We start from the raw sequence: 23,178 nt of genomic DNA on the forward strand, positions 1-23,178 counted from the left end.
ATCAGGCCGACTCCGGCGGATCGGCCAGGCCCGCAGCCGCCGGGTCCAGCACGCGGGCGAGGAAGGCGCGGGTGCGGGCGTGGGTCGGGGCGTCGATCACCTGCTCCGGTGGGCCTTCCTCGACGATGACTCCGCCGTCCATGAAGACCACGCGGTCCGCGACCTCCCGGGCGAAGCTCATCTCGTGCGTGACCACGAGCATCGTCATCCCCTCGTCGGCCAGCGAGCGCATCACCGCCAGCACGTCGCCGACCAGTTCCGGGTCGAGCGCCGAGGTCGGCTCGTCGAAGAGCATCAGCTGCGGGTCCATCGCCAACGCCCGCGCGATGGCGACGCGTTGCTGCTGCCCGCCGGAGAGCTTCGCCGGATGGACGGACTCCTTGTCGGTGAGGCCGACCCGGGCCAGCCGGTCCCGCCCGACGCGGGCCGCCTCCGCCTTGTCCCGCCCGAGCACCCGACGTTGAGGGAGCGTCAGATTTTCCAGGGCCGTCAGATGCGGGAAGAGGTTGAAGGACTGGAAGACCATGCCGATCCCGCGCCGTACCCGGTCGATGTCCACGTCGGGGTCGGTGACCTCGTCGCCCGCCACCCGGACCGTGCCCGACGTGGGCTCCTCCAGCAGGTTCACACAACGCAGCAGGGTCGACTTCCCGGAGCCCGAGGGGCCGATGACGCACACCACCTCGCCGTACGCCACGGTGAAGTCGATGCCCGACAGCACCTCCAGCGAGCCGAACGACTTGTGCAGGGCCCGCACTTCGATCGCGTGCGCGTCCCGAGCGGTGCCGGACGCCTGCGGAGCGTTCTCCACGCTGCTCACCTCGCCTTCGACGTACGTGCTTCGAGCCGCCGCACCAGATGACCCAGCGGCAGGGTGATCACCAGGTAGCAGAGCCCGGCGATCAGGATCGGGGTCAGGCTGCGGTTCTGGTTCAGCGCGTCCCTGCCGAACTTCGCCAGCTCGTACTGGGAGAGGGACAGACCCAGCAGATACACCAGCGACGAGTCCTTGGTCAGCAGGATCAACTCGTTGGTGAGCGGCGGCAGTACGATGCGCAGCGCCTGCGGGATGACGATGGAGACCATCGCCCTGCCCTGCGACATCCCGAGCGAACGTGCCGCCTCGGTCTGCCCCTTGGGCACGGCCAGGATGCCCGCCCGGATCGTCTCCGCCATGTACGCGGCGCCGACCAGGCCGAGCGCCAGCATGACCGTCACGTACTGGTTGAGCGACATCTGGAAGGCCAGCGGCACGCCGAAGCCCAGCGCGATGAAGACCAGCAGCGCGGGCACGCCCCGGAAGAACTCGATGTACGCGACGGCCAGCCAGCGGTACGGCGGCACCTTCGAGAGCCGCATCAGCGCGAGCATCAGCCCGAGCGCCAGGCCGAAGCCGAAGCCGAGCAGGGTGTAGACGACCGTGTTGACCAGCGCGGTGGTGATGATGTCGGGGAACTGGGCCTTGGCGACCTCGACGTCGAAGAAGGCGCGCCGGATCTCGCCCCAGTCGGCGGCCAGCGCGACGACGAGCACCACCACGAGCAGTACGGCGTACTGACCCCCGCGCACCGCCCGCGCCCGCTGCCGACGGGACAACCGGGACTGCCGGGCGCCCGGGGCCCGCGGGGCCTGCGGAGCCCGCGGTGACTGTTGGGAATCGGACTCGGACTCGGACATCGCCGGAATCCTCACTTCACTTCTTGGGAGCGGCGGGGAACCACTTCTTGTAGATCGCGTCGTAACGCCCGTCCGCCCGCGCCGCCTTGACGACCTTGTCGATCTCCTCGCGCAGGGCCTTGTTGCCGGTCCGCACGCCGATCCCGTACTTCTCGCCCGTGTCGAACTCGGCGGTGACCGCCGTGTCGGGGTTCTTGCGGACGTACTCGTAGAGGACACCGTTGTCGTTGATGCCCGCGTCGACCTGCCCCGTCTTCACGGCGGTGAGCAGCAGCGCCACGTCCTCGAACTGCACGGTCTCGACGCCCGTCCCGTTCTTCTTCGCGTACGTCTCACCCGTCGTCCCCTGTTGCACCCCCAGCTTCTTGCCCTTCAGGCTCGCGAGGGAGGTGTACGGGGAGCCCTTCTTGGTGATCAGGGCCTGCGTGGCGTCGAAGTACGGCCCGGAGAAGTCCAGGTTCTGTTCGCGGACCGCCGTGATGGTCATGCCCGCGGCGGCCACGTCGCACTTGGAGGCGTTGAGGTCCTCGCCGGTCTGAATCCCCTCGAAGGGCGTGTCGACGATCTCCTGGGTGACCTTGAGGTCCTTGGCGACCAGGTCGACGATGTCGACGTCGAAGCCGACGACCTTGTTGTCCTTGCGGAACTGGAAGGGCTCGTACGGAAGATGGGTGCAGGTGGTGAGCTTCCCCGCCTTCACGAGCGAGATCTCCGACCCGCCTGAACCGGTGGTCTTGGTACTCGTGCAGCCGGTCGCCGACACCGCCAGAGCGGCGACGGCGGCGACGACGGTGACACGGGGCAGCGCGGTGCGAGCGGACAAGACGCCTCCATACGAGAGGTTCGGCCGACGCCCCGGGGGGAGGCCGGCCGCACGGAATCGTGGTGCGGTCGTGGTGCGCGTGCGTTGCGCCGATCTTGCCATCGCCGGTGCCGGATGTCTCCAGTACGGGCGACCTCCCTGGTGGGTGAGGCCTACGCGTTCGAGCAACGGCCGCCCGAAGACGACGAGTTGGCCCGGGCCCGCCGTCCAGGTGGCAACCGATGGGGCTCCGCCTGCGTCAGAGCGCTGTGCGGGCGTCGAGCGGGCGCCGGTCAGGGGCACCATCACGTCACGGGGCAGGTTGGAGTGCACATGCGCAGAGGACTGTCGCCTGTCGTCGGGCGCAGGTCGGGTCTGCTTCTGCTGGTCGTCGGTGCTCTGGGGGCGGCGGTCGGCTGTGGCTCCCCGGCGGCCGACGCCGCCGCCGACGCGCAGCAGACGGCCCAGCGGGCTCGGGAGGTCGGTGCGGCCTGGGACGGGTCATCCGCCGCTGAGCAGTGGGGAGTTGGCTACCACCCCCTGGGCGACGTGATCCAGCTTCCCCGGGGCGGCCTCCGTCAGGGGGATGACACTCGGGCCTACGCGGACCGCAACGTCGTGCTGCGGGGCACGCTTCCCGCCGCCCCCTCCCGCACCGGGCGGGTGGCGTGGGCCGGAGGGGAAACCCGCGCACTCCCCCTGCGGGCGGCGGCCGATACGTACCGGACACTCGTCGGCTCCCGGACGACGGACGGACCGCACCTCACGGTGACCGGGGCGAGGCTCGGGGAGATGACCGTGCCCACCAGCCGCGGATCGGCGGTCGTCCCGGCCTGGCTGTTCAGCCTGGAGGGGTACGACACCCCCTTGAAGCACGCGGCCGTCCAGCCGTCCCCGCTGCCCCGCCCGCCGATCGGGGAGGCCCGGGACGTGCCCGGCCAGCCGGTCCGGCAGCTGGTCCGCACCGGCGCCGACGGCCGGTCGGTGACCGTGGTCGCCGTGCACGGGGCCTGCGACGACGGTCCCGTGGTGGAAGCGCTGGAGACGTCCGGCAGCGTGGTGCTGTCGGTCACGGCCGGGCGCCGCACGCGGGACGGACTCTGCACGAAGGAGGGGCGGTTGCGGCAGGTGACGGTGACGCTCGACCGGGCGCTGGGCAAGCGGGTCCTGCTCGACGCGCAGACCGGGCTGCCGATCCCGTACCGGCCGTCGAACGGGCCCTCGCCGACCTGGCGTTGAGGACGTCGAGTGCCCGGCCGGTCAGGTGGTGTGGCGTTCCATCGCCGTGACGAGGCTCTCCAGCGCGCTGATCACTGTGGCGCGCTTCTCCTCCAGATCGGCGAACATCGCGCTCTCCAGGGCGAGTTGGCGCGGGAAGAGCGAGTCGACGGCCTCCTTGCCGAGGGGGGTGATGGTGACGAGGGCGGCCCGGCGGTCGGCCGGGTTCGGGGTGCGCTCGACGAGACCGCGCTTCTCCAGCTTGGCCAGCGCCTTGCTGACGGCCGCCTGCGAGAGGCCCATGTCGGCGGAGATGTGGCGGGCGATGACGGGCTCCGTGGCGTACCGGAGCGGAATGAGGAGGTCGAGCTCGGGCGCGGTCAGGGCTCCGCCCACGTACAGCGGCTCCACCGCGCTGTTCAGGAGGGCGGTGGCCCGCTTGAGGAGCGCCACGATCTCCATGGGGGAGACGTCGAGTCCGGGGTTGTTGTCCGCCCACCGGCGCTGGACCTCGGCGAAATGAGGGTGGGAGGGGGGTGCCACGGCGGCTCCATCCATTTGCTTAACCGGTGATGTATTGGTTACGTTTCAGTGCATGGTAACCCGGATACCCTCTCCCGGCCCGGCCGCCGACGCACTCGGCACGGCCCCCCGCACTCCTGCCCCTGGACGGTCCAACGCTCCGACCGCGCTCATCCTGGTGCTCGGCGCGCTGACCGCCGTCGCCCCCCTCGCCATCGACATGTACGTGCCGGGCTTCCCGACCATGGGTGCCGCGCTGCACACCAGCAGCTCGGCCGTGCAGGTCACCATGACGGCCTTCCTCGTCGGCCTCGTCGTGGGGCAGCTCGTCATCGGCCCGCTCAGCGACGGAATCGGCCGCCGCAAGCCCCTCCTGGCCGGGACGGCCGGCTTCCTGCTGGTCAGCCTGGTCTGCGCGGTCGCCCCGAACATCGAGACGCTCACCGTCGCGCGCTTCTTCCAGGGCGTGGCGGGCGCCGCGGGCATGGTGCTCGCCCGGGCGATCATCACCGACCGGTTCCACGGCGCCGACATCCCGCGCTACTTCGCCCTGCTCTCCCAGATCCTGGGCGTCGCCCCGGTCGCCGCCCCGGTGCTGGGCGGCGGCATCCTGGCCGTGTCCACCTGGCGCGCCGTCTTCGTCGCCCTGGCCGCGCTGGGCGTGCTGCTCCTCCTCGCCGTACTGGCCAAGGTGCCGGAGTCGCTGCCGCCGGAGCGACGGCGGAGCGGGGGACTGCGGGAGGCGTTCGGCGCGATGGGAACGCTGTGCCGGGACCGGGCGTTCCTGGGGTACGTACTCACCCTGGGCTTCGCGGCGGGCGCACTGTTCGCGTACGTGAGCGGGTCCAGCTTTGTCTTCGAGTCGCTGCACGACGTCTCGCCGACGACGTACGCGCTCATCTTCGCCAGCAACGCGATGGGCATGCTGGTCGCGGGCGGCGTCTTCGGGAAGCTGGCCGGACGGGTCAGGATCAACACGCTGCTGTGCACCGGCGTGGGCATCTCCCTGGTGGGGGCAGTGGCCCAACTCGTCCTCCTCGCCGCCCTCGGCGAGACCCTGGCCGGAACGTGGATCTCCCTGTTCGTCATCCTGCTGGGCGTCGGGCTGATCTTCCCGGCGACGATGACCCTCGGCCAGACCCTGGGCCGCCGCAGCCCGGGTGCGGCGTCGGCGTTCCTCGGCGGACTCCAGTTCCTCCTGGGCGCGGTCGCCTCGCCGCTGGTGGGGCTGTTCGGGGAGGACAGCTCGGCCCCGATGGCCGCGATCATGCTGACCGGCGTGACCGCCGCGGCCATCAGCCTGTGCTGCCTGGCCCGGCCGTGGCGCGGGGCGGGGGAGTCGACGAAGCGCAACTCCACATCAACGCAAGGGAGTTGACGAACCCCTCGCCGCTCATTCGGCGCTTCCCCACCACGCCTTCCCCTGGCGTCCTGGGGCCGCGCGGGCGAAGCGGAATGAGAGCAGCATGGCCGTGTCGGCCGTACCTCGTTGGGGAGTGCTCATGACGACAGGCCAGAACCACCACCCGTCCGCAGTCGCCCCCGAGGACGGAGGTGAGTGGCTGCCGGTTCTGGACGTCCCCGCTCCCGCACCCCAGCGGCGCTGGACCGTGCTGGTGCGCTGGCTGCTGCTGATCCCCCAGTTCGTCGTGGTCTGGGCGCTCGGCGTCGCGGCGTTCTTCGTCACGGTCGTGGGCTGGTTCGCCGCCCTGTTCACGGGCCGGCTGCCCGACGGGATCTTCCGGTTCCTGGGTTCCGTACTCGCGTACACGACCCGCGTCCACGCCGGCGCGGCGCTCCTCGTCGACAGCTACCCGCCCTTCTCGTTCGCAGCACCCGACTACCCCGTGCGGATCGAGGTGCGCGCCACCCCGCTCAACCGGCTCGCAGTGCTCTTCCGCCTGTTCCTGGTGATCCCCGCGGCCGTCGTCGCCAGTCTCCTGCAGAGCGGCTGGGCAGCCGTCAGCTGGGTGTTCTGGCTCGTGGCCCTCGTCCTGGGACGCCTTCCCGCACCGCTGTACGGTGCGACGGCCGCCGTCGCCCGCTATAGCTTCCGGCTGAACGCGTACGCGTACCTGCTCACCCCCGCCTACCCCAAGGGACTCCTCGGCGACGCGCCTTCCGCTGGTTCCACCACCTCCGCCTCCGCCGAGCGGGCAGCGGCCCCGTCCGGCACGAGGCCGCTGCTGCTCGACACCACCGCCAAGGTCCTCCTCGTACTGTTCCTGCTGCTCGGCCTGGCCGGACACGTCGTCAACGCCACGACCGACTACGACGCCGACCGCCGGGACGGCTTCTCCACCACCCCCTGAGCGGCCCCCCGAAGACCGCTCACCGTCGCTCGGCGATCTCCCGGGTGGAGCCGTGGAAGGTCGCGTATCCCACCAGCACCTTCATGTCCGCGCCTCCTCCTGCCGGTTCCGGGTCCTCCTCGCAGTGCCGGCGTGGTGCGGAAGGAGCCCCGGGGTGACCCGTACCCGTCAGGCGTGCGGGACCACCACCACCGGGCACAGCACGTGGTGGATCACCGAGTGGGCGGTCGGGCCGAGGCGCGGGCCCGCCTCGGCGGGACGGCCGACCACCAGCAGACTCGCGTCCGCGGAAGCCTTCAGCAGGTGGTGCCCCGCCAGCCCGTGCACCTCCTCCCGCACCACCTCCGTGCCCGGGAACTTCTGCTCCCAGGATTGGAGCACCGCCGCCATCCGGACCCGCTTCGCGACCCTCGGGTCCTCGGCCGCGGCGGAGGGCGCCAGCGGGACCGTCCAGGCGTGCAGCACGTGCAGCGACGTCCGTCGTACGGCCGCCGCCCCGAAGGCGTACTCGATCAGCTCGTCGCAGGGCCGTTCCAGGTCCAGGCCCAGCAGCACGGGGCGGTACGGAGCGTCGTGCGCGCCCCGCCGTTCGTCCTGGGGCTGTTCCCCGGCCCGTACGAGAGCAACCGGGCACGCGGCCCGGGCGGCCACCGCCCGGGCGACCGAACCGACCATCAGCCCGGTGAGGGCGCTGTTGCCGCGCGAGCCGAGGACCAGCAGGGCGGAGGTCTCGGCCATGGACAGCAGGACCGGCACCGGGGCGCCCTCGACCGGTTCCTCGATGATGCCGAGTGAGGGGTGGGCGTAGGAGAGGTGCAGCGTCGCGAGGTCGACGACGTTCTGCTCCCGGGTCCCGGCGGCGTCGGCGGAGGAGACGGAGGCGGACGGCTGCCGGGGATGCGGCGGAGTGGCGGAGGCGTGCACCAAGTGCAGGGACAGGCCGCGCAGTTGGGCCTCGCGGGCGCCCCAGTCCGCTGCGTCCAGGCTTTCGGGGGAGCCGTCGAGGCCGACGGTGACGGTTCGTTGGGTGAGCACGGTGCACACCTCCGTGGTGTGTGGATGGCAGGGCGGAATCAGCCGTTCCAGGTCCAGTCGGAGACCTCGGGCAGGTCGGTGCCGTGGGCGCGTATCCAGACGCGGTGGCGGGTGCGGACGTCGGCCATGGCCTGGCGGACACCCGCCGCGCGGACCGCGAGGCCGGGGACGCGGTCGACGACGTCCATGACCAGGCGGTACCGGTCGAGGTCGTTGCGTACGACCATGTCGAAGGGCGTCGTGGTCCGGCGAGTCGGTCGGGTGCCACGGTGCCTCCTGTCGGGGGTGGGCGGGGTGCGGCGGCAGTTCGGCGTGGAGGCACTCCGGCAGCACTCCGCGCGTCTGCACAGCTGCACCCCCTCCGGGTCCACACCTCGCGGGGCTCTGCTCCGGACGGTTGCACGCGGCGGCCCCGATGGGGAGGGGATAACCGGCCCCGGGCACCGGGACGACACTTCCGGGGCTGCGGCTCCGCGGCGCGGCCCTCCGAGGCTCCCTCGCGCCGGCCCCTTTACCAACGCCGGAGCGTGGTGTATTCCGCTGGAGCATGACAACAGCGAAGCCGGGCCGGGTCCTGGTCGTCGGGGGATACGGAGCCGTGGGTGCCCTCCTCGTGGACACGCTCCGTACGTGGCCGGGGCAGCCGGTCGTCGTCGGCGGGCGGGACGCGGCCCGGGCGGCGCGGCTCGGGGGAGTGCGGCTGGACGTCACCGATCCGGCCGACTTCCGGCGCACGCTCACCGAACTCGGCGACGTGTCCGTCGTCGTGATGTGCGTCGAGCCGCCCGACGCGGGCATCGCACGCGTCTGCTTCGAGCAGGGCGTGCACCTGGTCGACGTCGCGGCCACCCGCCGCCTGCTCGACGACATCGAGGACCTGCACGAGGCGGCGGCCGACACCCGCGCCACCGGTGTGCTGAGCGTCGGAGTCGCCCCCGGCCTGACGAACCTGCTGGCGCTCCGGGCACACGAAGCCGTCGAGGGCGCCGAACGCATCGACCTCACCGTCCTGTTGGGCGGCGGCGAGCGGCACGGCGCGGACGCCGTGCGGTGGACGGTCGAGCACCTCGCCGAACCCGCGTCCCCGGCCGGACCGGCACGCGTGGGCCTGCCGGGCCACGGCACCCGCACCGCCCACCCGTTCCCCTTCTCCGACCAGCACACCCTGCCCCGTACGCTCGGCGTCGAACGCGTCACGACCCGCCTGTGCCTGGACTCCCGGCTGCTGACCGCGAGCCTGTTCGGCCTGCGGCAGGCCACCCGGCACCCGACGGGGCGACGCGCCCTGACCGCCTCCTTCCGCCGGATACACCTGGGCAGCGACCACTTCGCCGTCCGCGCGGACGCCTACCGGGGCAGGGCCCACACGGCGTACGCGCTCACCGGCCGCGAGCAGAGCCGCGTCACCGCGCTGGTCGCCGCGTACACGACCCGCGAACTGCTGACCGGCACCCTGCCCCCCGGCGTCCACCACCTGGAGCAACTGCCCACCCTGGCCCACCTGCCGGAGACCCTCGCCGCGCACGACGTCACACTCCACCGGCTCCGCGCAACGAACCCACGGTAGGAGTCCAACGGATCGCGCAGGGCGGCCCGTTGGCCGGGCCGGCGGATCGTAGGCTGGGGCGATGGTCCCCCGAAGACCCCCTGCGCGTGCCCGTCGGACGCTCCGTGCTGTGCGCCTCGCCGCGGCGCTGCTCGTGCTGGTGTCCGCCGCCCTGGTGCTTCTCGTACGGTCCGGGCCCGCCCCGCGCCCCGACCTCCGGCGGTACGACCTCGTGACGGAGCGGGACTTGGGCCCCCTGTGGTCGCGCGTCGACCAGGCCCGCGTTCCCACCACCGAGGAGCCCGACGTGCCGGAGGCCCTCAACGCGGCCTGCCACCGCAACGAGAGCATCAGGCTCGCGTTCCGGCAACAGGTCGAGGAGAGTGTCCAACTCCCTGAATCCCCGGCCGCCTTCCCCGCCTCCTCCGCCGTCTTCGAGTCGGGCGGCGGGTACCTCCACAAAGTCAGCGTGCGGGCCGCCCGGCTCCCCGGCGAGGACATCGACCGCCTGGAGCGGTCCCTCCTCGCCTCGCCCCGGGCCTGCGACGGCCAGGTCGTCCCGGCGTCGGAGGAGGAACCGTACGGCTACACCGTCAGCGAGAACGCCCCTGCGGCCCCCGCACTCGGGGACCGCAGCGTCGCACTGCGGCGTGTCATCACCCTGGAGGGCTCCTCCGCCGACTGGCCCGCGGGCGGCGAGTCGCTGTACCTGATCCGCGAAGGCGACCACGCCGTCCTTCTCACCTTCGCGGACCACCAGGCGGACCAGGCCGCCACACAGGACTCCCTGGTCCGCCGCGCGCTGGCGCGTGTCGCCGAGCGGCTGCACCAACTGAACTCCTGACGAGGCGGCGGGAGTTGGCGATCCCGCGACGCGTCAGGGCCGCCAGGGCCGGATCGCGTCCTTCATCGCCTCCGTCATCGCGAACTGCAGCAGCGGGCCGTAGGTGATCCGGCCGACGCCGAGGCGGCGGAAGCGCTCCAGGTCGTGCTTGACGGGGTGGGCGGTGGAGTTCACGGGGACGCCGACGGCACCGATCACCGCCGTGAGCAGCTCGTCGTTGTCCTGGATGCCCACGGGGTAGACGCTGTCGGCACCGGCCTGTTCGAGGGCGCGCAGCCGCTCGATCGCCGCGTCGAGCACGCCGGCGGCGTCCTTTGCGTGCAGGAAGAGGTCGGTGCGTCCGTTGACCCACACCGGGACTCCGGCCTTGTCGGCCGCCGCGCGCAGACCGGCGACGTACTCCGCGTGCTCCTGCGTGGAGCGCACGCGTCCGCCGTCCGAGTGGACGGTGTCCTCGACGTTGAGGCCGACGGCGCCGACCTCGACGAGCCCGGCGATGAGGTCGGCGGGCTCCTGCCCGTACCCCGCCTCCAGGTCCACGGACACCGGAACGTCGACCGCCGCGATGATCGGCCGGACTGCGGCGAGCACTTCCTGGAAGGTCTGCCCCTCGTGGTCCTCGGCGCCCCGGGAGTCGGCGAGCGGGTGACTGCCGACGGTCAGCGCCGGGAACCCGGCGGACACGGCCGTCCGCGCGGACCAGGCGTCCCAGATGGTCGGCAGTACGAGCGGCTTGTTCTCGGCGTGCAGCGTCGCGAGGCGTCGGGCCCGCTCAACGGTGGTGTGAAAGTCCATGACGAGGACGCTACCTCCTGGACCGTCACGAACAAGTGCCGTTCCGGCCGCCCACGCGGGGGGAATGCGCCGGGAGGGACGGCGCGGGGCAACGACCCGCCCGCGCCGACCGCCGGCCCTCCCCCTCCGGGACGCGGTGACCGCCGCCGTGGCCCGACGGCGGTCACCGCGTCCCGGCCTCAGTGCTCACACAGGGAGAACGCCCTCTCGTACAGCTGCCCGTTGTGCTGGGCGACGAAGAACTTCCGCTCCTCCATGAGCTCTTCGCGGAACCCCTTGGCCTGCTCCAGTGTCATCGTCGAGGTCTCGGCCCACGGCTGCTGCGGCGGTACGTCGGAGGTCGAGACGATCGACGCCGACGGGTCGACCAGGAAGAACGCGAGGATCTTGCGGTGCCCCGGCCGGGCCGGGTCCGCGAGCCGGAACGGGCCGACGCGGTGCTGGAAGACGTTCGGGAACGCCAGGAAGCGCCCCTCGGGGGTCGCCACCGAGCCCAACTCCTGGTTCAGCGGGTCCTCGTCGTTGATTCCGTACACGTCGTTCAGACCGTTGCGGTCGTTCTGCTCGTAGTCGGGGTTGTCGAGCGCCGCCCGGAACGCCAGCCGGCTCTCCGTGATGTTCTCGCTGTCCGCGTAGTAGATGCCGGTGGAGACGATCTGCTCGTTCATCATCCCCTCGACGTGCCAGGAGCCGCCCGCGTACTCGGGGCGTTCCGGAGTGAGCTGGATCGTGGCGAGCTTCACGATGACCTGGAGCCGACGGCCGCGCAGGTCCACCCGTACGGAGTCGTCGGCGGGCTCGGGCGCGACGAACTCCGGGGCGTCCGGGACGTTCGGAACCCGGTCGTACCACCAGTTCTCCCGGGCCTCTTCATAGGCCTCGTACGCCGCCTCGTACGCCTCGTCACCGTCCTCGCCCTCGGGCTCGACGGGCTCGGTGCCGTCGTACCACCCGTAGGGGTCGGCCGTGATCCGCACGGGGCGCGGATGACGCAGATCCGTCAGTACGTTCTCCCACAGCGGGCGCGCGCGGGCGACGAGTTCCGGCAGGACCGCGCCGAGTTCGCGGTGGTCCACGGGGTGGAGGTTGTTCACGTACGAACGGAAGGCGACCGCGCCGTCCTGCGCGACCTCGACATCCGTGGGCAGCCACTGGAACCGCTGCGAGTACTCGTGCTGCCCCCACCGCGACTCCGGGTGCTGCCACGCCCGCTCGGGGCCCCCGCTCACCCCCTGCACCAGGCAGAACAGCGAAGGATGCACCAGGTCCAGCACCTGACCGCCGGAGCCCGGATGCCAGTCCCGCTCCTCCTCGGGAACCTCCTCCAGCACCCGCACCGCCTCGCGCAGCCGCTCCCGGAGCCCGTCCTCGACCAGGGTGTCCGAGTGCCACACCCCGTCGACGACGGACACCTCTATGCCCGTACGCTCCTCCCGCAGCCCCCGGTAGTACGCCAACTCGGCCAGCACATAACGGACCTGAGCCTCCGTCATGCCCTGCTCGACCGCTTCCCGCGTCCACCGCGCCACGATCTCGGGGTCGTCCATCTTCACGGCCCACGCCGCCTTCGACCGGATCAGCGCACTGAGCTGCATCATCTCCAGCTCCCGCAGGGTGCGGGGCTTCGCGTACGCCGTATGCGGGGAGGCGAGAAAGGGCAATGGGAAGGCAGAGAGGTCAGTCACGGAGCTCGATCCTTACAGTCGGTGTGGGGCGGCCGGAAGGATACGTCAGCGCACTGACACACCGGCCGTCCCCTGCGGCCCCGCCACTCCCGTACGCGAACGCCCCCGACGTGCCGAGGCCTTCACCCCAGCAGATCCACCACCTGGCCGGTGCACTCCTCGACCACCAGGTGTCCGGCGCCCGGGACCACACCCAGCGCGACCCCGAGCCGGTCGCGCACCGCGGGGCCGAGCCGTCGCGGCGGGAGGAAGACGTCGTACTCCCCGGTGACCACCAGCCGCTCCACGGCCCGCGCGGGCAGTTCGGCGACACCCGGCGCCCCGCTGGAACGCGAGTGGCGCGCGACCAGAGTCATCCACTCCACCAACGCGGGCCGAGGCAGGCGACCGGGCGCGAGCATGCACCGCAGCAGCCGGGCGCTGCTCGACCCGGTGGGGTGCACGAACCACGCCGCCGAGGCCGCGAGCATCCCCGGCGTGAGCCGGAGCCCGGACAGCCCACCGGGCGACACCAGGACGAGCCTGCCCAGGCGCGGTGAATCCGCGGCCAGCGCGATCGCGGCGCCGAAGGAGTGGCCCAGCACGGTGACGGCCCCCGAGCACGTCTCCTCGACCACCCGGCCCAACCACGCCCCGTACCAGGACAACCGCCCCTCCGCGAGCCCCCGCTCCCCGGAACTGAGCCCGGGCTGGCCGGGTACGTCCGGCAGCACGACCCGGTACCCTGCCGCGACCAGTGCCGTGGCCAGGGGCACGGACGCCGCCGCGTTGAAGTTCGTCCCGGGAACGAACACGACGGTCGGACCGGACCCGGCGATCACGACGTGGGTACGAGCACCGTGGGCCGTCACCGTCACGCACTCATGCGGCACCGCCCACGCGCCGAGCACAGCAACGCACCAGCTGCGAATGCGCTCCTCGCCCGCCGCACTGCGGTAGATCGAGCGCGGGGAAGCACCGGCCACGAGCGTCCTCCTCACCACGGGCACCTCACGGGGCGAAAGTGAATTCGAGCAGGAAGCCCACGATCAACGCCCACACGCCGACACCCACGAGCCAGAACAGGTCGGTGAGGAAGCCCGTCGTGATCAGCGCCGCCGCGGCGACGAGCAGCCCGCCGATGATGAGCTTCAGGTGCAGTGCCGATTGACGGAACGCGATCATCCTGAGAGCTCTTTCTCCTGGACGGAAGGGCCAACTCCCCACAACCTAGCGAGCCACGCGCCCGAGCGGGCCGTCCCGCCCCTTCGCAGGCGTCAAGGATGTGTGAATGCACGCGACGTGATCCCCCCATCGGCAGCCCCGCACCAGCGTCGGCCCGCCGCCTGTCGGCGGCCGGTGGCGGTGCGTTCAGGCGTACGCGTCCTCGACGACGACCCGGCGCACCTCGCGCAGCGTCGACCGGAGGGTGTCCGGATCGGTCGAGCCCAGGGCGAGGCGGATCGCCTGGGGCGTGGGCGTCGAGGTGGAGAAGGGCTCCGCCGTGGCGACCGAGATGTTCCGGCGCGCGAGCGTGGCGGTCAGCCGGTCGGCGCGGGCGTCCTCGGGCAGGGGCAGCCAGGTGAAGTACGACGAGGGGTGGCCGATGAGCGGCAGGCCCGCCAGTTCCTGCCTGAGGAGGGTCTGACGGGTCGTGGCGTCGTGTCGCTTCTGCGCTTCCAGGTGGTTCACGGTTCCGTCGTCGAGCCAGCGGCAGGCGATGGCGGTGGTGAGGGCGGGGGTGTTCCAGGTGGTCGCCCGGACGGCGCGTTCGAGCGAGGGCACCAGGGTCAGCGGGGCCAGGACGAAGCCGACCCGCAGGCCGGTGGCGATGCTCTTGGACAGCCCCGAGACGTACACGGTGATGTCGGGGGCGGTCGCGGCCAGCGGCGGGGGAGGGGCCTCGACCAGGTAGGCGTAGGAGGCGTCCTCGATCAGGAGCGCACCGTACCGCCGGGCGATCCCGATCAGACGGGCGCGGTCGGTCGCCGACATCACCCAGCCCAGGGGGTTGTGCAGGGTGGGCATGGTGTAGACGGCGCGGACGGGGCGGGTCGCGCACAGCTTCTCCAGGGCGTCCAGATCCGGCCCGTCGGCGGTGGTGGGGACGGGTTCCAGGTCGAGATGGAAAGCGTGCGCGAGCACCTTGAACCCCGGATAGGTGAGGGCGTCGACCGCCACGACGTCCCCGGCGTTCAGCGTGGCCATGACGGTGACGGCCAGGCCGTGCTGGGCACCGCCTGCGATGAGGATCCGGTCCGCGTCGGCGGTGATTCCCCGCTGCCGGAGGTGGCGTGCGACGGAGGCTCTGTCCTGTGGACGCCCCCGGTGCGGTTGGTAGCGCAGCAGCGCGTCGAGATCACCGGAGGCGGCCACCTCCCGCAGGGCCTGCCGCAGGAGTTCGGCCTGGCCGGGCAGCGACGGGTAGTTGAAGTTGAGGTCGACCGCGCCCGGGGCGACGGCCTGCTGATCGATGCCGTGACCGGCGGGGAGCGCGAGGTCGCGCACGAACGTGCCACGCCCCTGCTCCCGGCTGACCAGGCCCATCGCCTCCAGTTCGGCGTACACCCGGGTCGCGGTCACCACGGCGATGCCCTCGCGGGCGGCCAGAGCGCGGTGGGTCGGCAGCCGCACCCCCGGGGCGAGGCGCCCGGTCCGGATGCCGGAGGCGAACGCGTCGACCAGCTTCTTGTACCGAGGGGCTGCCATGCACCGGATTGTATGCAGGACAATTCTTGGACTGTCCTGCGCAGGGAGTCCTACGGTCGAGTCCGGCGCATCCCGCGCCTTTGGCCCGGAAAGGACAGCCGTCGTGCACATCGCCATTCTCACCTTCGAGGGCTACAACGAACTCGACTCCCTGATCGCGCTCGGTGTGCTCAACCGCATCAGGACCGACGGCTGGCGCGTCACCCTCGCGACCCCCAACCCTCGGGTGACGTCGATGAACGGGGTGGTCGTCGAGCAGATGTCCACCCTGGAGGAGGCCTGCGCCGCCGACGCCGTCATCGTCGGCAGCGGCATCGCCACCCGCGAGGTCACCGAAGACCCGACGATCATGAACGTCCTGCGCGGTCTGGACCCCTCGCGACAGCTCATCGCGGCGCAGTGCTCCGGCGCACTCGTCCTGGCCAGGCTCGGCCTGCTCGACGGTATCCCCGCCTGTACGGACCTCACCACCAAACCGTGGGTCGTCGCCGCGGGCATCGAGGTCCTCAACCAGCCCTTCCACGCCCGGGGGAACATCGCCACGGCCGGTGGCTGCCTGGCCTCGCCCTACCTCGCCGCCTGGATCATCGCCCGCCTTGCGGGCAACGAAGCCGCTGAAGCCGCACTGCACTATGTCGCCCCGGTCGGCGAGAAGGAGGAGTACGTCGAGCGCGCCCGGCGCACCCTCGCCCCCTACCTGCCCGCCCCCGCACCGACACTCGTCTGACCGACCCCGGATGCGCCGGAAGGCCCCCGAGCAGGCTAGTTTGCTCGGATGAGTCTTCTTGATGATGTGGCCGAGCGCGACGGCTGGCGCTGCTGGGTGTGCGACGAACCGGTCGACCCCGACGAGTCGGTGAACGACGCGCGGGGCCCCAGCGTCGACAGCCGTACCGCCGACCGGAAGGCCAAGATCCCCGAACGGCTCGCCCACCGCGGGTGCAACTCCCGCAAGGGCGCGGTCAAGGTGGTCATCGCCTGGCCGGACACCCTCCACGTGTACGAGCCCGCTCCGCTGCTCACCGTCGCCGGACGGCTGGAACGCAAGGGCGGCCGCGAGATGGTGGGCCGCTGCCCGACCAAGCGGGACGCCCAGGAAGCGGTGGACTGGCTGGTCGACCGGCTCTCCCGACTCGTGCCGGGCCTGCCGGTGACCGCCGCCGTCGAACCGGGCGGCGGCCAGTTCCTCGTCGTCCTGTCCACCGGCCGCCGCTGACCGCCGAGTTCGGAATCCCCCGCCCCGTGCCTCGCCCAACACCCCACGTATGACCGCGAATTGACCGGGTACCGGACCCCTCATGCAGCGAAACCTCTTCGATCCCGAGAATCTCGTCCAGCCCGCGTCGGCCCCCGGGCTCACGCAGGAAAACGCGATGGCGGTGCGGTACGCGGTCAAGGGCGAGGCCCGGGCCAGGCAGGGCACGATGGTCGCCTGGCGCGGGTCCTTGCAGTTCGAGCGCCAGGGCCAGGGTGTGGGCAACTTCCTCAAACGAGCGGTGACCGGCGAGGGCCTGGCCCTGATGACGGTCACGGGCGAGGGCGAGGCGTGGTTCGCGTCCGACGCGGCGCACTGCTTCCTCGTCGACGTCGACGAGAACCGGGGCCTGACGGTCAACGGCAAGAACATCCTGTGCTTCGACGCCGCCCTGACCTACGACATCACCACCGTCAAGGGCGCGGGAATGGCCGGCGGCGGCCTCTTCAACTGCACGTTCACCGGCACCGGCCGCCTCGCCCTGACCAGCGCGGGCATCCCCCTGGTGCTCCCGGTGACCCCGCAGGCACCCGTCTACGTGGACACGGACGCCGTCGTTGCCTGGAGCCCCCGACTGAGCACGTCCCTGCACCGCTCGCAGAGCGTCGGCTCCATGGTGAAGGGCGGCTCGGGCGAGGCCGTCCAGCTGAAACTGGAGGGAGAGGGCGTCGTGGTGGTCAACCCCGGCGAGCCCAAGCCCACGCCCGCGTCCTGACGCCGGGCGGTCGGCGGCCGGTTCTCGACCTGGCGGGTGTGGGGGGCCGGGAGTAGAGAGGGAGGTTCACCCAGGGAGGCCGGGATGGACAGGACCATCGGCAAGGGCACGTTCCGGGACGCGTTCAAGAACCAGGTCGTCACGCTCTCCGCGCTGCCACCCGGCACGGCGCAGCGGCTCGCCCGGCAGGTCAACGCGCAGGCGGGTCCGGCCGATGCCGTACTGCGGACGAAGGCCGAGTTCAGTGCGCTGTACGATGCGCTGCTCGCCGAGCAGGGGGCGCCGGCCGACAGCCTCGTCGTGCTCGACGGAGCCGGACAGCCCACCACGATCGGGCGGATCGTCGAGGAGTTCCGCGACGCGGCGCAGAACAAGACGGAGTTCTTCGCTCAGGACATGTATCAGGTCAAGGTCACCGGCTGGCCGCCCGGCGTCCTGACGGCCGACGACGTGATGGTCGCGCCCCAGGGGGCCCGGCTGACCCTCGCGCGGGCCGACGCCCCGGACGACACGCTGCTCGCGACACCGTCCTTCTCGATGGTCAACAGCGGCAACCTGACCGCCCACGCGCCCAAGCGCTCCTGGAAGATCGACTTCGAGGTCGGCGACAGCGAGGACCGGCTCTACGGCATGGAGCGGGTCAACCTCAAGGCGATGTACAACGACCCCTCGCAGATGCGCGAGGCCGTCGCCTGGCGGCTGCTGGAGCGAGCGGGCGTCCCGGCCGCGCAGCACACGTATGCGACGTTCCAGATCAACGACCGCTACATGGGGCTCTTCTCCGTCATCGAGCAGGTCGACAAGAAGTTCCTCAAGGACCACTTCGGCAAGAACTCCGAGGGCAACCTCTACAAGGCGTACTGCGGCGACGTCGGCTGCGCGACTCTGGAGCACCGCGCCACCGCGGACGGCTCCGACAGCGGCAGGCAGTACTTCACCGAGGGCAGTGCGGAGGACGACCGTACGTACCGGCTGAAGACGAACGAGGACGATCCCGCGACGAGTACCTACGACGACCTCGCCACCCTCATTCGCACCGTCAATGGTGTTCAACTGGGCGGAGGAGAGGGGAAGTTCGCGACGGATGCCTTCCGGGCGGCGGTGGAGAAGGTGTTCAACGCGCCGGCCTTCCTGCGCTGGGCGGGCGCCAACGTCCTCCTCGGCAGCTGGGACAACTACTTCGCGACCCCGTCGAACTACTACCTCTACAACTCGGGCAGGCTCGGCGACCCGACCCGCTTCATGGACCGCCCGTACTTCACGTTCATCCCCTGGGACTACGACAACAGTTCCGGCATCGACTTCTTCTCGACGCAGTGGCAGTACACGGACCTGCTCGACTGGCCCGCGATGAGCCGCAACTACTGCCGGATCACCAAGGCCCCGCACGAGACCTCGCACCTGCCGCTGTTCACCAACCTGCTGCGGCACCACGACTTCTGCCAGTACTACCTCGACCACCTCGAATACCTGCTGGACACGGAGTTCGGCCCCGAGCAGGTCGCCGCGCTGATCGGGGCGGAGGGTTTTGGACGTACCGACGGACTGTGGCAGCTCGTCTCGCCCGCCGCGTACGGCGAGTCCACCAGCCCGCACGGACAGCCCTTCACCGGCAGGCAGTTCACCAACGACGAGGTGTACCGCGCCGGGTACCGGCAGTGGGAGCTGAGCCGGGGCACGCAGTTCACGTACGGGATCTTCCACTACACGCGCATGCGGTACGACCACGCCCGCCAGCAGCTCGCCGAGCTGCGCAAGACCTATCCCAACGGCGCCAGCGGGGCACAGTTCCCCGGCGCGATGGAGGTACTGCCCTCATGACTGCCAAGAAACCGGCCACGAGCAAGAGCACTGCCGGGCCGAAGACCAGCACGAAGGTCCAGAGCGGTACGAAGGCCAAGACCAGCGCCAAGGCCAAGACCGGCGCCAAGGCCAAGGCGAGCAACAAGGCCACGTCCGCCGTGGGGAGCGAGCTGCGCCTGGTCAAGGAAGCCAAGATCCAGGACCTGATCGGCGACAGCGCGGGCACCCGGCTGGAGGCGAGCGGGGTCCTGTACCACGACGACGCCTTCCTGATCGTCTGCGACAACCTGCCCGCGCTCATCCGGGTCGGCAGCGAGCTGTCGCCCAAGGCGCCGGAGAACGAGGTCGTCAGGGCCGACCTGTCGAAGAGTCAGGGCAGTTCGGCAAAGGCGAAGTCGAAGGCGAAGACAAAGCCGCAGACGGAAGCGAAGGCAAAGTCGCAGACGGAGGTGCGGACACAGCCGCAGACGGAGGCGAAGACCGCCAACACCGGCTACGAAGACCTCGCCCACGACGAACTCCACGACCGCTACTTCACCCTGACCGAGGCCGAACCCGTCAAGCCGAAGGGCTTCCGCGCCCGCGTGCACGAGTACGACGCGAAACTGCGCCCCCTCGGATCGGCGCCCCTCGACTTCGACCTGGCCGACGCCAACAAGGGCATGGAAGGCCTGGAATGGGTGGACCGGGCAGGCACCGGACACCTCCTCGCCCTCTGCGAGGGAAACCGCTGCGAGGGCGGCAAGAAGGGCCGGACACCGGGCGGCGGCCGCATCCAGGTCTTCCGCCGCGAGGGCAAGAGCTGGACCCGTACGGACACGATCCGCCTTCCCGAGTCGCTGCCCTTCGAGGACTACAGCAGCGTGTCCGTGCGCGACGGACGGATCGCCGTCCTGTCGCAGGCGTCGTCCGCGCTGTGGGTGGGGCGGCTCTCCGCCAAGAAGTGGGAGGTCGACGCGGGCACGGTCCACCCCCTGCCCACGGACGGCAAGGGGCGCACGGTCTACGGGAATCCCGAGGGCGTGTCCTGGGTGTCGGCCGACCACGTGGTGATCGTCTCCGACCGCGCGAAGAAGGGTGCGTCGAACGAGCGGTTCCGTGCGAAGGACCAGTCGATCCACCTGTTCCTGATCCCGGGCGACACCACCTGAGCCCTCCAGGAGGGGGGCCGCAGCCCTCCAGGACCGCAGTCCGCCAGGCGGGGACACCCGTACGACGTGCTTGGATGGGCCCGTGGCCCAGATAATCGATACTCCGTTCGTCGGCCGGGCGGACGAACTCACCCGTCTCACCGGCGTGCTGGACCGGGCCGTGGCAGGCGACCCGCGCGTCGTCCTCGTCGCCGGGGACGCCGGAGTCGGCAAGACCCGCACGCTGACCGTGGCGGCCGCGCACGCGGCCGCCACGGGCATGACCGTCCTGACCGGCCACTGCGTGGACCTCGGGGACGTCGGCCTGCCCTACCTCCCGTTCACCGAGATCCTCGGCACGGCCGCCGCCGACGAACGGCTCGCCCCCGCCTTCGCCGCCCACCCCGCCGTGCAGCGCCTGATGGGCACGGCGGCGGGGGCCGGTCCCGGACCCGACGCCGGCGGTCGGCTCCAGCTCTTCGAGGGCATCGCCGGACTCCTCGCCGACCTCGCGGACCTGACGCCGCTGCTCCTGGTCGTCGAGGACCTCCACTGGGCGGACCAGTCCTCCCGCGACCTGCTCCGCTTCCTGCTGAGCCGGGGCGTCCTGCAACGGTCCACGCCCGGCGGCCCGCCCCACCGGCTCGCGGTCTTCGCCTCGTACCGTACGGACGACCTGCACCGGCGTCACCCGCTGCGGCCCCTGCTCGCCGAGCTGGTCCGGCTGGCCGCCGTCGACCGGCTGGAACTGCGCCCGCTGGCCGACGCGGACGTGGCCAAACTCGTGCACGCGCAGCGCACGGGCCCCGTCTCCGACAGCGCGGTGCGGCGCATCGTCGACCGCGCCGAGGGCAACGCCTTCTACGCCGAGGAACTGCTCGCCGCGCTGCCCCAGGACGACGACGGCGCGGACTCGGCCGCCATGCCCAGCGGCCTGGCCGACGTCCTGCTCATCCGGATCGAGCAACTCTCCGAGACGGCCCAGCAGGTCCTGCGCACGGCGGCCGTGGCGGGGCGGCGGGTGGGGCACGACCTGCTGCGCGACGCCGTGCGGCTGCCGCAGGAGGAGCTGGAATCGGCGCTGCGCGAGGCGGTCGGCCACCAGCTCCTGGTGACCGACGACGCCACCACGTACTCCTTCCGGCACGCCCTCACCCGCGAGGCCGTGTACGAGGACCTGCTGCCCGGCGAACGGGTCCGACTGCACGGGGTGTTCGCCGCGCTCCTCGCGGGCGAGGGCCGTACCGCGAACAGCGCGGCGGAGCGGGCCCACCACTCCCGCGCGAGCCACGACCTGGCCGACGCGCTGGCGGCCTCCCTCGAAGCCGCCGACCATGCCCAGCGCCTGCGCGCGCCCGCCGAAGAACTGCGTCACCTGGAGGCCGCGCTCGAACTCATGGCCGTCGTGGACGCCGCCGCGCACCCCGCACACAGCGACCCGGTCACCCTCACCCTGCGTGCCTCGGCCGCCGCCGCACACGCCGGGGACCCGCATCGCGCGGTCCAGCTCACCCGTTCCGCGCTCGCCCGGTCCGGCTCGGGGGCCGACTCCGAACTCGCCGCCCGCGTCCGCTACACCCTCGCGGGCAACCTGATGCGGATCGACAACCTGGAGGCCGCGTTCGCCTACAGCAGCGAGGCGCTCGCCCTGATCCCGGCCGAGCCGCCCTCGTACACCTGGGTGTGGGCGGCCGCGACCCATGTCATGGCCGCCCGCTCGGTGGGCCGCGACGCGGACGCCGAACGCGTCGCCCGGCAGGCCCTGGACACCGCCGAACGGCTCCGGCTGACGGACGCCCAGGCCGATCTGATGATCTCGCTGGTCGGCCTCGAAGCGTACAACCGGCGTACTCCGCAAGGCCGCCAACGTCTCATCGGAGCCCGTGAACTGGCCCGTACCGCCGGGAACCTCCAGGTGGAGATGCGGGCGCTGTACAACCTGGCGCTCGGTTGTTACGAGAGCGGCGAGCTGGACCAGTGCCTGGTCCGGGTCGGCGACGGGCTCGACCGGGCCCGCCGCGCCGGGCTCCTCACCTCGCCGTACGCCGTCGAGTTGCACTACCTCCAGTCCCTGCTGCTCTACACCCTGGGGCGCTGGGACGAGTGCGCGCGCGTGGCCGCCGACGACGCCACGCTGCTCACGGCCAACTCCGGGCTGGTGACCGCACCCGCGCTGTACGTCGCCGTGGCGCGCGGCGAGTTCGGTGCGGCGGTCGACGGCTCCCGCGCGCTGCTCGACGGCCCCCAGGACTGGATGGTCTCGCTCGTCGCGAGCACCGTGCTCATCGACGCCGCGGCGCTGCGCGGTGACGCCGAGGACTGTGTACGGCAGGTGAGGGCCGCGGTCGACGTGCTCACCGAGAGCGTGCCCACGGACCGGCCCGACGCCCTGATCCGGCTGGCGGCGCTCGCCCTGTCGGGCGTCGCGGACGCGGCGGAGGAGTCCCGCCGGGCCGGTGACGTGCCGGGCGTCCGCCGCTGGACGGACAGTGCGGCCGAGCTGGTGGAGCTGGCCCGGAGCACGGCGGCCCACCGGGACGGCACCGAGCTGGGCCCCGAGGGCCTGGCCTGGCTGGCCCGCGCCCGGGCCGAGGGAGTACGCGCCGCCACCGGCCCCGACGTCGCCGCCTGGGAGCAGGCCGCAACCGCCTTCGGCTACGGCGAACCGTACGAGCTCGCCCGCTGCCGACGACGGCTCGCGGAGGCCCTGCTCGCCGCCGCCCGCCGCGACGAGGCGGCCGAACAGGCGTACGCCGCCCGGGACACGGCCATACGACTTGGCGCCGTACCGCTGCGCGAAGCGCTCGACACCCTGATACGTCGCGGCCGCCTCGCCGACGCACCGGCCGCCGGGGAACGGATCGCCGACCTGACCGCGCGGGAGAGCGAGGTACTGCGGCTGCTCGGCCGGGGGCTCACCAACCGGCAGATCGGCGAAGAGCTGTACATCAGCGGCAAGACGGCGAGCGTCCACGTCTCCAACATCCTCGCCAAGCTGGGCGCCGCGAGCCGCACCGAGGCCGTCGGCATCGCCTACCGCGAGGGCCTGATCGAGCCGGAGACGAACGGGCCCGGCTGACCAGCCACGCCGACGCGGCGCCGACGCGGGGCGTCAAACCGGGCCCCCCAGGTCACCGGCCATGTGCGCGGC

Annotated in this window: 21 protein-coding genes and 1 pseudogene; 11 read left to right on the top strand and 11 right to left on the bottom strand. The window is 71.8% G+C overall.

What is annotated here, in order from left to right; all coding sequences use genetic code 11:
• Nucleotide 1: 1 nt before the first annotated feature.
• From ACIO3O_RS14115 to ACIO3O_RS14125, 3 genes are read right to left on the bottom strand one after another with little or no spacing between them, the layout of a single operon-like run.
• Nucleotides 2–811 (bottom strand): amino acid ABC transporter ATP-binding protein, encoded by an 810-nt coding sequence (locus ACIO3O_RS14115; RefSeq protein ID WP_401745132.1) that lies wholly within the window; start codon nucleotides 809–811, stop codon nucleotides 2–4.
• A 5-nt stretch (nucleotides 812–816) separates the two neighbouring features.
• Nucleotides 817–1,677, bottom strand: a complete 861-nt coding sequence (locus ACIO3O_RS14120; RefSeq protein WP_401745133.1) for an amino acid ABC transporter permease — start codon at nucleotides 1,675–1,677, stop codon at nucleotides 817–819.
• A 16-nt stretch (nucleotides 1,678–1,693) separates the two neighbouring features.
• Nucleotides 1,694–2,500 (bottom strand): ABC transporter substrate-binding protein, encoded by an 807-nt coding sequence (locus ACIO3O_RS14125; RefSeq protein ID WP_401745134.1) that lies wholly within the window; start codon nucleotides 2,498–2,500, stop codon nucleotides 1,694–1,696.
• 312 nt (nucleotides 2,501–2,812) lie between these two features.
• On the opposite strand from ACIO3O_RS14125, the gene ACIO3O_RS14130 reads away from it, so the two are divergent.
• Nucleotides 2,813–3,718, top strand: coding sequence for a hypothetical protein (locus tag ACIO3O_RS14130; RefSeq protein ID WP_401745135.1), 906 nt, complete (start codon nucleotides 2,813–2,815; stop codon nucleotides 3,716–3,718).
• A 21-nt stretch (nucleotides 3,719–3,739) separates the two neighbouring features.
• On the opposite strand, the gene ACIO3O_RS14135 is transcribed toward ACIO3O_RS14130, so the two are convergent.
• Nucleotides 3,740–4,240 (bottom strand): MarR family winged helix-turn-helix transcriptional regulator, encoded by a 501-nt coding sequence (locus tag ACIO3O_RS14135; RefSeq protein ID WP_401745136.1) that lies wholly within the window; start codon nucleotides 4,238–4,240, stop codon nucleotides 3,740–3,742.
• Between the two features lie 52 nt (nucleotides 4,241–4,292).
• On the opposite strand from ACIO3O_RS14135, the gene ACIO3O_RS14140 reads away from it, so the two are divergent.
• Nucleotides 4,293–5,597: a multidrug effflux MFS transporter gene (locus ACIO3O_RS14140; RefSeq protein WP_401745137.1), complete on the top strand. Its 1,305-nt coding sequence runs from the start codon at nucleotides 4,293–4,295 to the stop codon at nucleotides 5,595–5,597.
• A 124-nt stretch (nucleotides 5,598–5,721) separates the two neighbouring features.
• The gene (locus tag ACIO3O_RS14145; protein WP_401745138.1) at nucleotides 5,722–6,531 is read left to right on the top strand and encodes a DUF4389 domain-containing protein; all 810 of its coding nucleotides are present in this window, start codon (nucleotides 5,722–5,724) and stop codon (nucleotides 6,529–6,531) included.
• 168 nt (nucleotides 6,532–6,699) lie between these two features.
• Here ACIO3O_RS14145 and ACIO3O_RS14150 read toward each other — a convergent pair whose 3' ends face one another.
• A complete protein-coding gene (locus ACIO3O_RS14150) occupies nucleotides 6,700–7,566 on the bottom strand; it encodes a universal stress protein (protein WP_401745139.1) in 867 nt (288 codons plus the stop codon).
• 38 nt (nucleotides 7,567–7,604) lie between these two features.
• Nucleotides 7,605–7,814: pseudogene (locus ACIO3O_RS14155) on the bottom strand (hypothetical protein); the annotation flags it as partial.
• A gap of 299 nt (nucleotides 7,815–8,113) precedes the next feature.
• On the opposite strand from ACIO3O_RS14155, the gene ACIO3O_RS14160 reads away from it, so the two are divergent.
• Together ACIO3O_RS14160 and ACIO3O_RS14165 are read left to right on the top strand one after the other, a co-directional pair.
• Nucleotides 8,114–9,133, top strand: coding sequence for a saccharopine dehydrogenase family protein (locus ACIO3O_RS14160; RefSeq protein ID WP_401745140.1), 1,020 nt, complete (start codon nucleotides 8,114–8,116; stop codon nucleotides 9,131–9,133).
• Nucleotides 9,134–9,242: 109 nt separating this feature from the next.
• Entirely contained in the window at nucleotides 9,243–9,956 is a 714-nt protein-coding gene (locus ACIO3O_RS14165) for a hypothetical protein (RefSeq protein WP_401745141.1), read from the top strand.
• Nucleotides 9,957–9,989: 33 nt separating this feature from the next.
• Here the strand turns inward: ACIO3O_RS14165 and ACIO3O_RS14170 are convergent, their stop codons facing one another.
• The 5 genes from ACIO3O_RS14170 to ACIO3O_RS14190 form a co-directional block, all read right to left on the bottom strand.
• Nucleotides 9,990–10,751 carry an isocitrate lyase/phosphoenolpyruvate mutase family protein gene (locus ACIO3O_RS14170; RefSeq protein WP_401745142.1) on the bottom strand — a complete coding sequence of 254 codons (762 nt, stop codon included), beginning with the start codon at nucleotides 10,749–10,751 and terminating at the stop codon, nucleotides 9,990–9,992.
• Between the two features lie 179 nt (nucleotides 10,752–10,930).
• The gene (locus ACIO3O_RS14175; protein ID WP_401745143.1) at nucleotides 10,931–12,436 is read right to left on the bottom strand and encodes a DUF4246 domain-containing protein; all 1,506 of its coding nucleotides are present in this window, start codon (nucleotides 12,434–12,436) and stop codon (nucleotides 10,931–10,933) included.
• Between the two features lie 122 nt (nucleotides 12,437–12,558).
• On the bottom strand, nucleotides 12,559–13,401 hold the full coding sequence (locus tag ACIO3O_RS14180) for an alpha/beta fold hydrolase (protein ID WP_401745144.1): 843 nt from the start codon (nucleotides 13,399–13,401) through the stop codon (nucleotides 12,559–12,561).
• Nucleotides 13,402–13,426: 25 nt separating this feature from the next.
• Nucleotides 13,427–13,600: a hypothetical protein gene (locus tag ACIO3O_RS14185; protein WP_401745145.1), complete on the bottom strand. Its 174-nt coding sequence runs from the start codon at nucleotides 13,598–13,600 to the stop codon at nucleotides 13,427–13,429.
• Between the two features lie 186 nt (nucleotides 13,601–13,786).
• Nucleotides 13,787–15,124 (bottom strand): PLP-dependent aminotransferase family protein, encoded by a 1,338-nt coding sequence (locus tag ACIO3O_RS14190; RefSeq protein ID WP_401745146.1) that lies wholly within the window; start codon nucleotides 15,122–15,124, stop codon nucleotides 13,787–13,789.
• A gap of 103 nt (nucleotides 15,125–15,227) precedes the next feature.
• Here ACIO3O_RS14190 and ACIO3O_RS14195 point away from each other — a divergent pair, with 103 nt between their 5' ends.
• The 6 genes from ACIO3O_RS14195 to ACIO3O_RS14220 all read left to right on the top strand — a co-directional run bounded on the left by ACIO3O_RS14195 (nucleotide 15,228) and on the right by ACIO3O_RS14220 (nucleotide 23,106).
• Nucleotides 15,228–15,851: a DJ-1/PfpI family protein gene (locus ACIO3O_RS14195; protein WP_401745147.1), complete on the top strand. Its 624-nt coding sequence runs from the start codon at nucleotides 15,228–15,230 to the stop codon at nucleotides 15,849–15,851.
• 48 nt (nucleotides 15,852–15,899) lie between these two features.
• Nucleotides 15,900–16,340 carry a hypothetical protein gene (locus ACIO3O_RS14200; protein ID WP_401745148.1) on the top strand — a complete coding sequence of 147 codons (441 nt, stop codon included), beginning with the start codon at nucleotides 15,900–15,902 and terminating at the stop codon, nucleotides 16,338–16,340.
• Between the two features lie 82 nt (nucleotides 16,341–16,422).
• On the top strand, nucleotides 16,423–17,094 hold the full coding sequence (locus ACIO3O_RS14205) for an AIM24 family protein (RefSeq protein ID WP_401745149.1): 672 nt from the start codon (nucleotides 16,423–16,425) through the stop codon (nucleotides 17,092–17,094).
• An 84-nt stretch (nucleotides 17,095–17,178) separates the two neighbouring features.
• Complete coding sequence (locus ACIO3O_RS14210) at nucleotides 17,179–18,915, top strand: CotH kinase family protein (protein ID WP_401745150.1); 1,737 nt, start codon at nucleotides 17,179–17,181, stop codon at nucleotides 18,913–18,915.
• Complete coding sequence (locus tag ACIO3O_RS14215; RefSeq protein ID WP_401745151.1) at nucleotides 18,912–20,048, top strand: hypothetical protein; 1,137 nt, start codon at nucleotides 18,912–18,914, stop codon at nucleotides 20,046–20,048. Before ACIO3O_RS14210 ends, ACIO3O_RS14215 begins: the two co-directional genes overlap by 4 nt.
• An 82-nt stretch (nucleotides 20,049–20,130) precedes the next feature.
• A complete protein-coding gene (locus ACIO3O_RS14220; protein WP_401745152.1) occupies nucleotides 20,131–23,106 on the top strand; it encodes an AAA family ATPase in 2,976 nt (991 codons plus the stop codon).
• Nucleotides 23,107–23,178: the final 72 nt, after the last annotated feature.

Origin of the sequence: Streptomyces sp. NPDC087440 (genome assembly GCF_044744005.1) — a bacterium.
In the GTDB taxonomy this organism is placed as follows: Bacteria; Actinomycetota; Actinomycetes; order Streptomycetales; family Streptomycetaceae; genus Streptomyces.

Excerpts from the sequence above, each read along its gene's own strand:
- ACIO3O_RS14145 (WP_401745138.1), top strand. The coding sequence starts at position 5,722 with ATGACGACAGGCCAGAACCACCACCCGTCCGCAGTCGCCCCCGAGGAC.
- ACIO3O_RS14160 (WP_401745140.1), top strand. The coding sequence starts at position 8,114 with ATGACAACAGCGAAGCCGGGCCGGGTCCTGGTCGTCGGGGGATACGGA.
- ACIO3O_RS14185 (WP_401745145.1), bottom strand. The coding sequence starts at position 13,600 with ATGATCGCGTTCCGTCAATCGGCACTGCACCTGAAGCTCATCATCGGC.
- ACIO3O_RS14215 (WP_401745151.1), top strand. The coding sequence starts at position 18,912 with ATGACTGCCAAGAAACCGGCCACGAGCAAGAGCACTGCCGGGCCGAAG.
- ACIO3O_RS14205 (WP_401745149.1), top strand. The coding sequence starts at position 16,423 with ATGCAGCGAAACCTCTTCGATCCCGAGAATCTCGTCCAGCCCGCGTCG.
- ACIO3O_RS14210 (WP_401745150.1), top strand. The coding sequence starts at position 17,179 with ATGGACAGGACCATCGGCAAGGGCACGTTCCGGGACGCGTTCAAGAAC.
- ACIO3O_RS14130 (WP_401745135.1), top strand. The coding sequence starts at position 2,813 with ATGCGCAGAGGACTGTCGCCTGTCGTCGGGCGCAGGTCGGGTCTGCTT.
- ACIO3O_RS14170 (WP_401745142.1), bottom strand. The coding sequence starts at position 10,751 with ATGGACTTTCACACCACCGTTGAGCGGGCCCGACGCCTCGCGACGCTG.
- ACIO3O_RS14200 (WP_401745148.1), top strand. The coding sequence starts at position 15,900 with ATGAGTCTTCTTGATGATGTGGCCGAGCGCGACGGCTGGCGCTGCTGG.
- ACIO3O_RS14190 (WP_401745146.1), bottom strand. The coding sequence starts at position 15,124 with ATGGCAGCCCCTCGGTACAAGAAGCTGGTCGACGCGTTCGCCTCCGGC.
- ACIO3O_RS14120 (WP_401745133.1), bottom strand. The coding sequence starts at position 1,677 with ATGTCCGAGTCCGAGTCCGATTCCCAACAGTCACCGCGGGCTCCGCAG.
- ACIO3O_RS14140 (WP_401745137.1), top strand. The coding sequence starts at position 4,293 with ATGGTAACCCGGATACCCTCTCCCGGCCCGGCCGCCGACGCACTCGGC.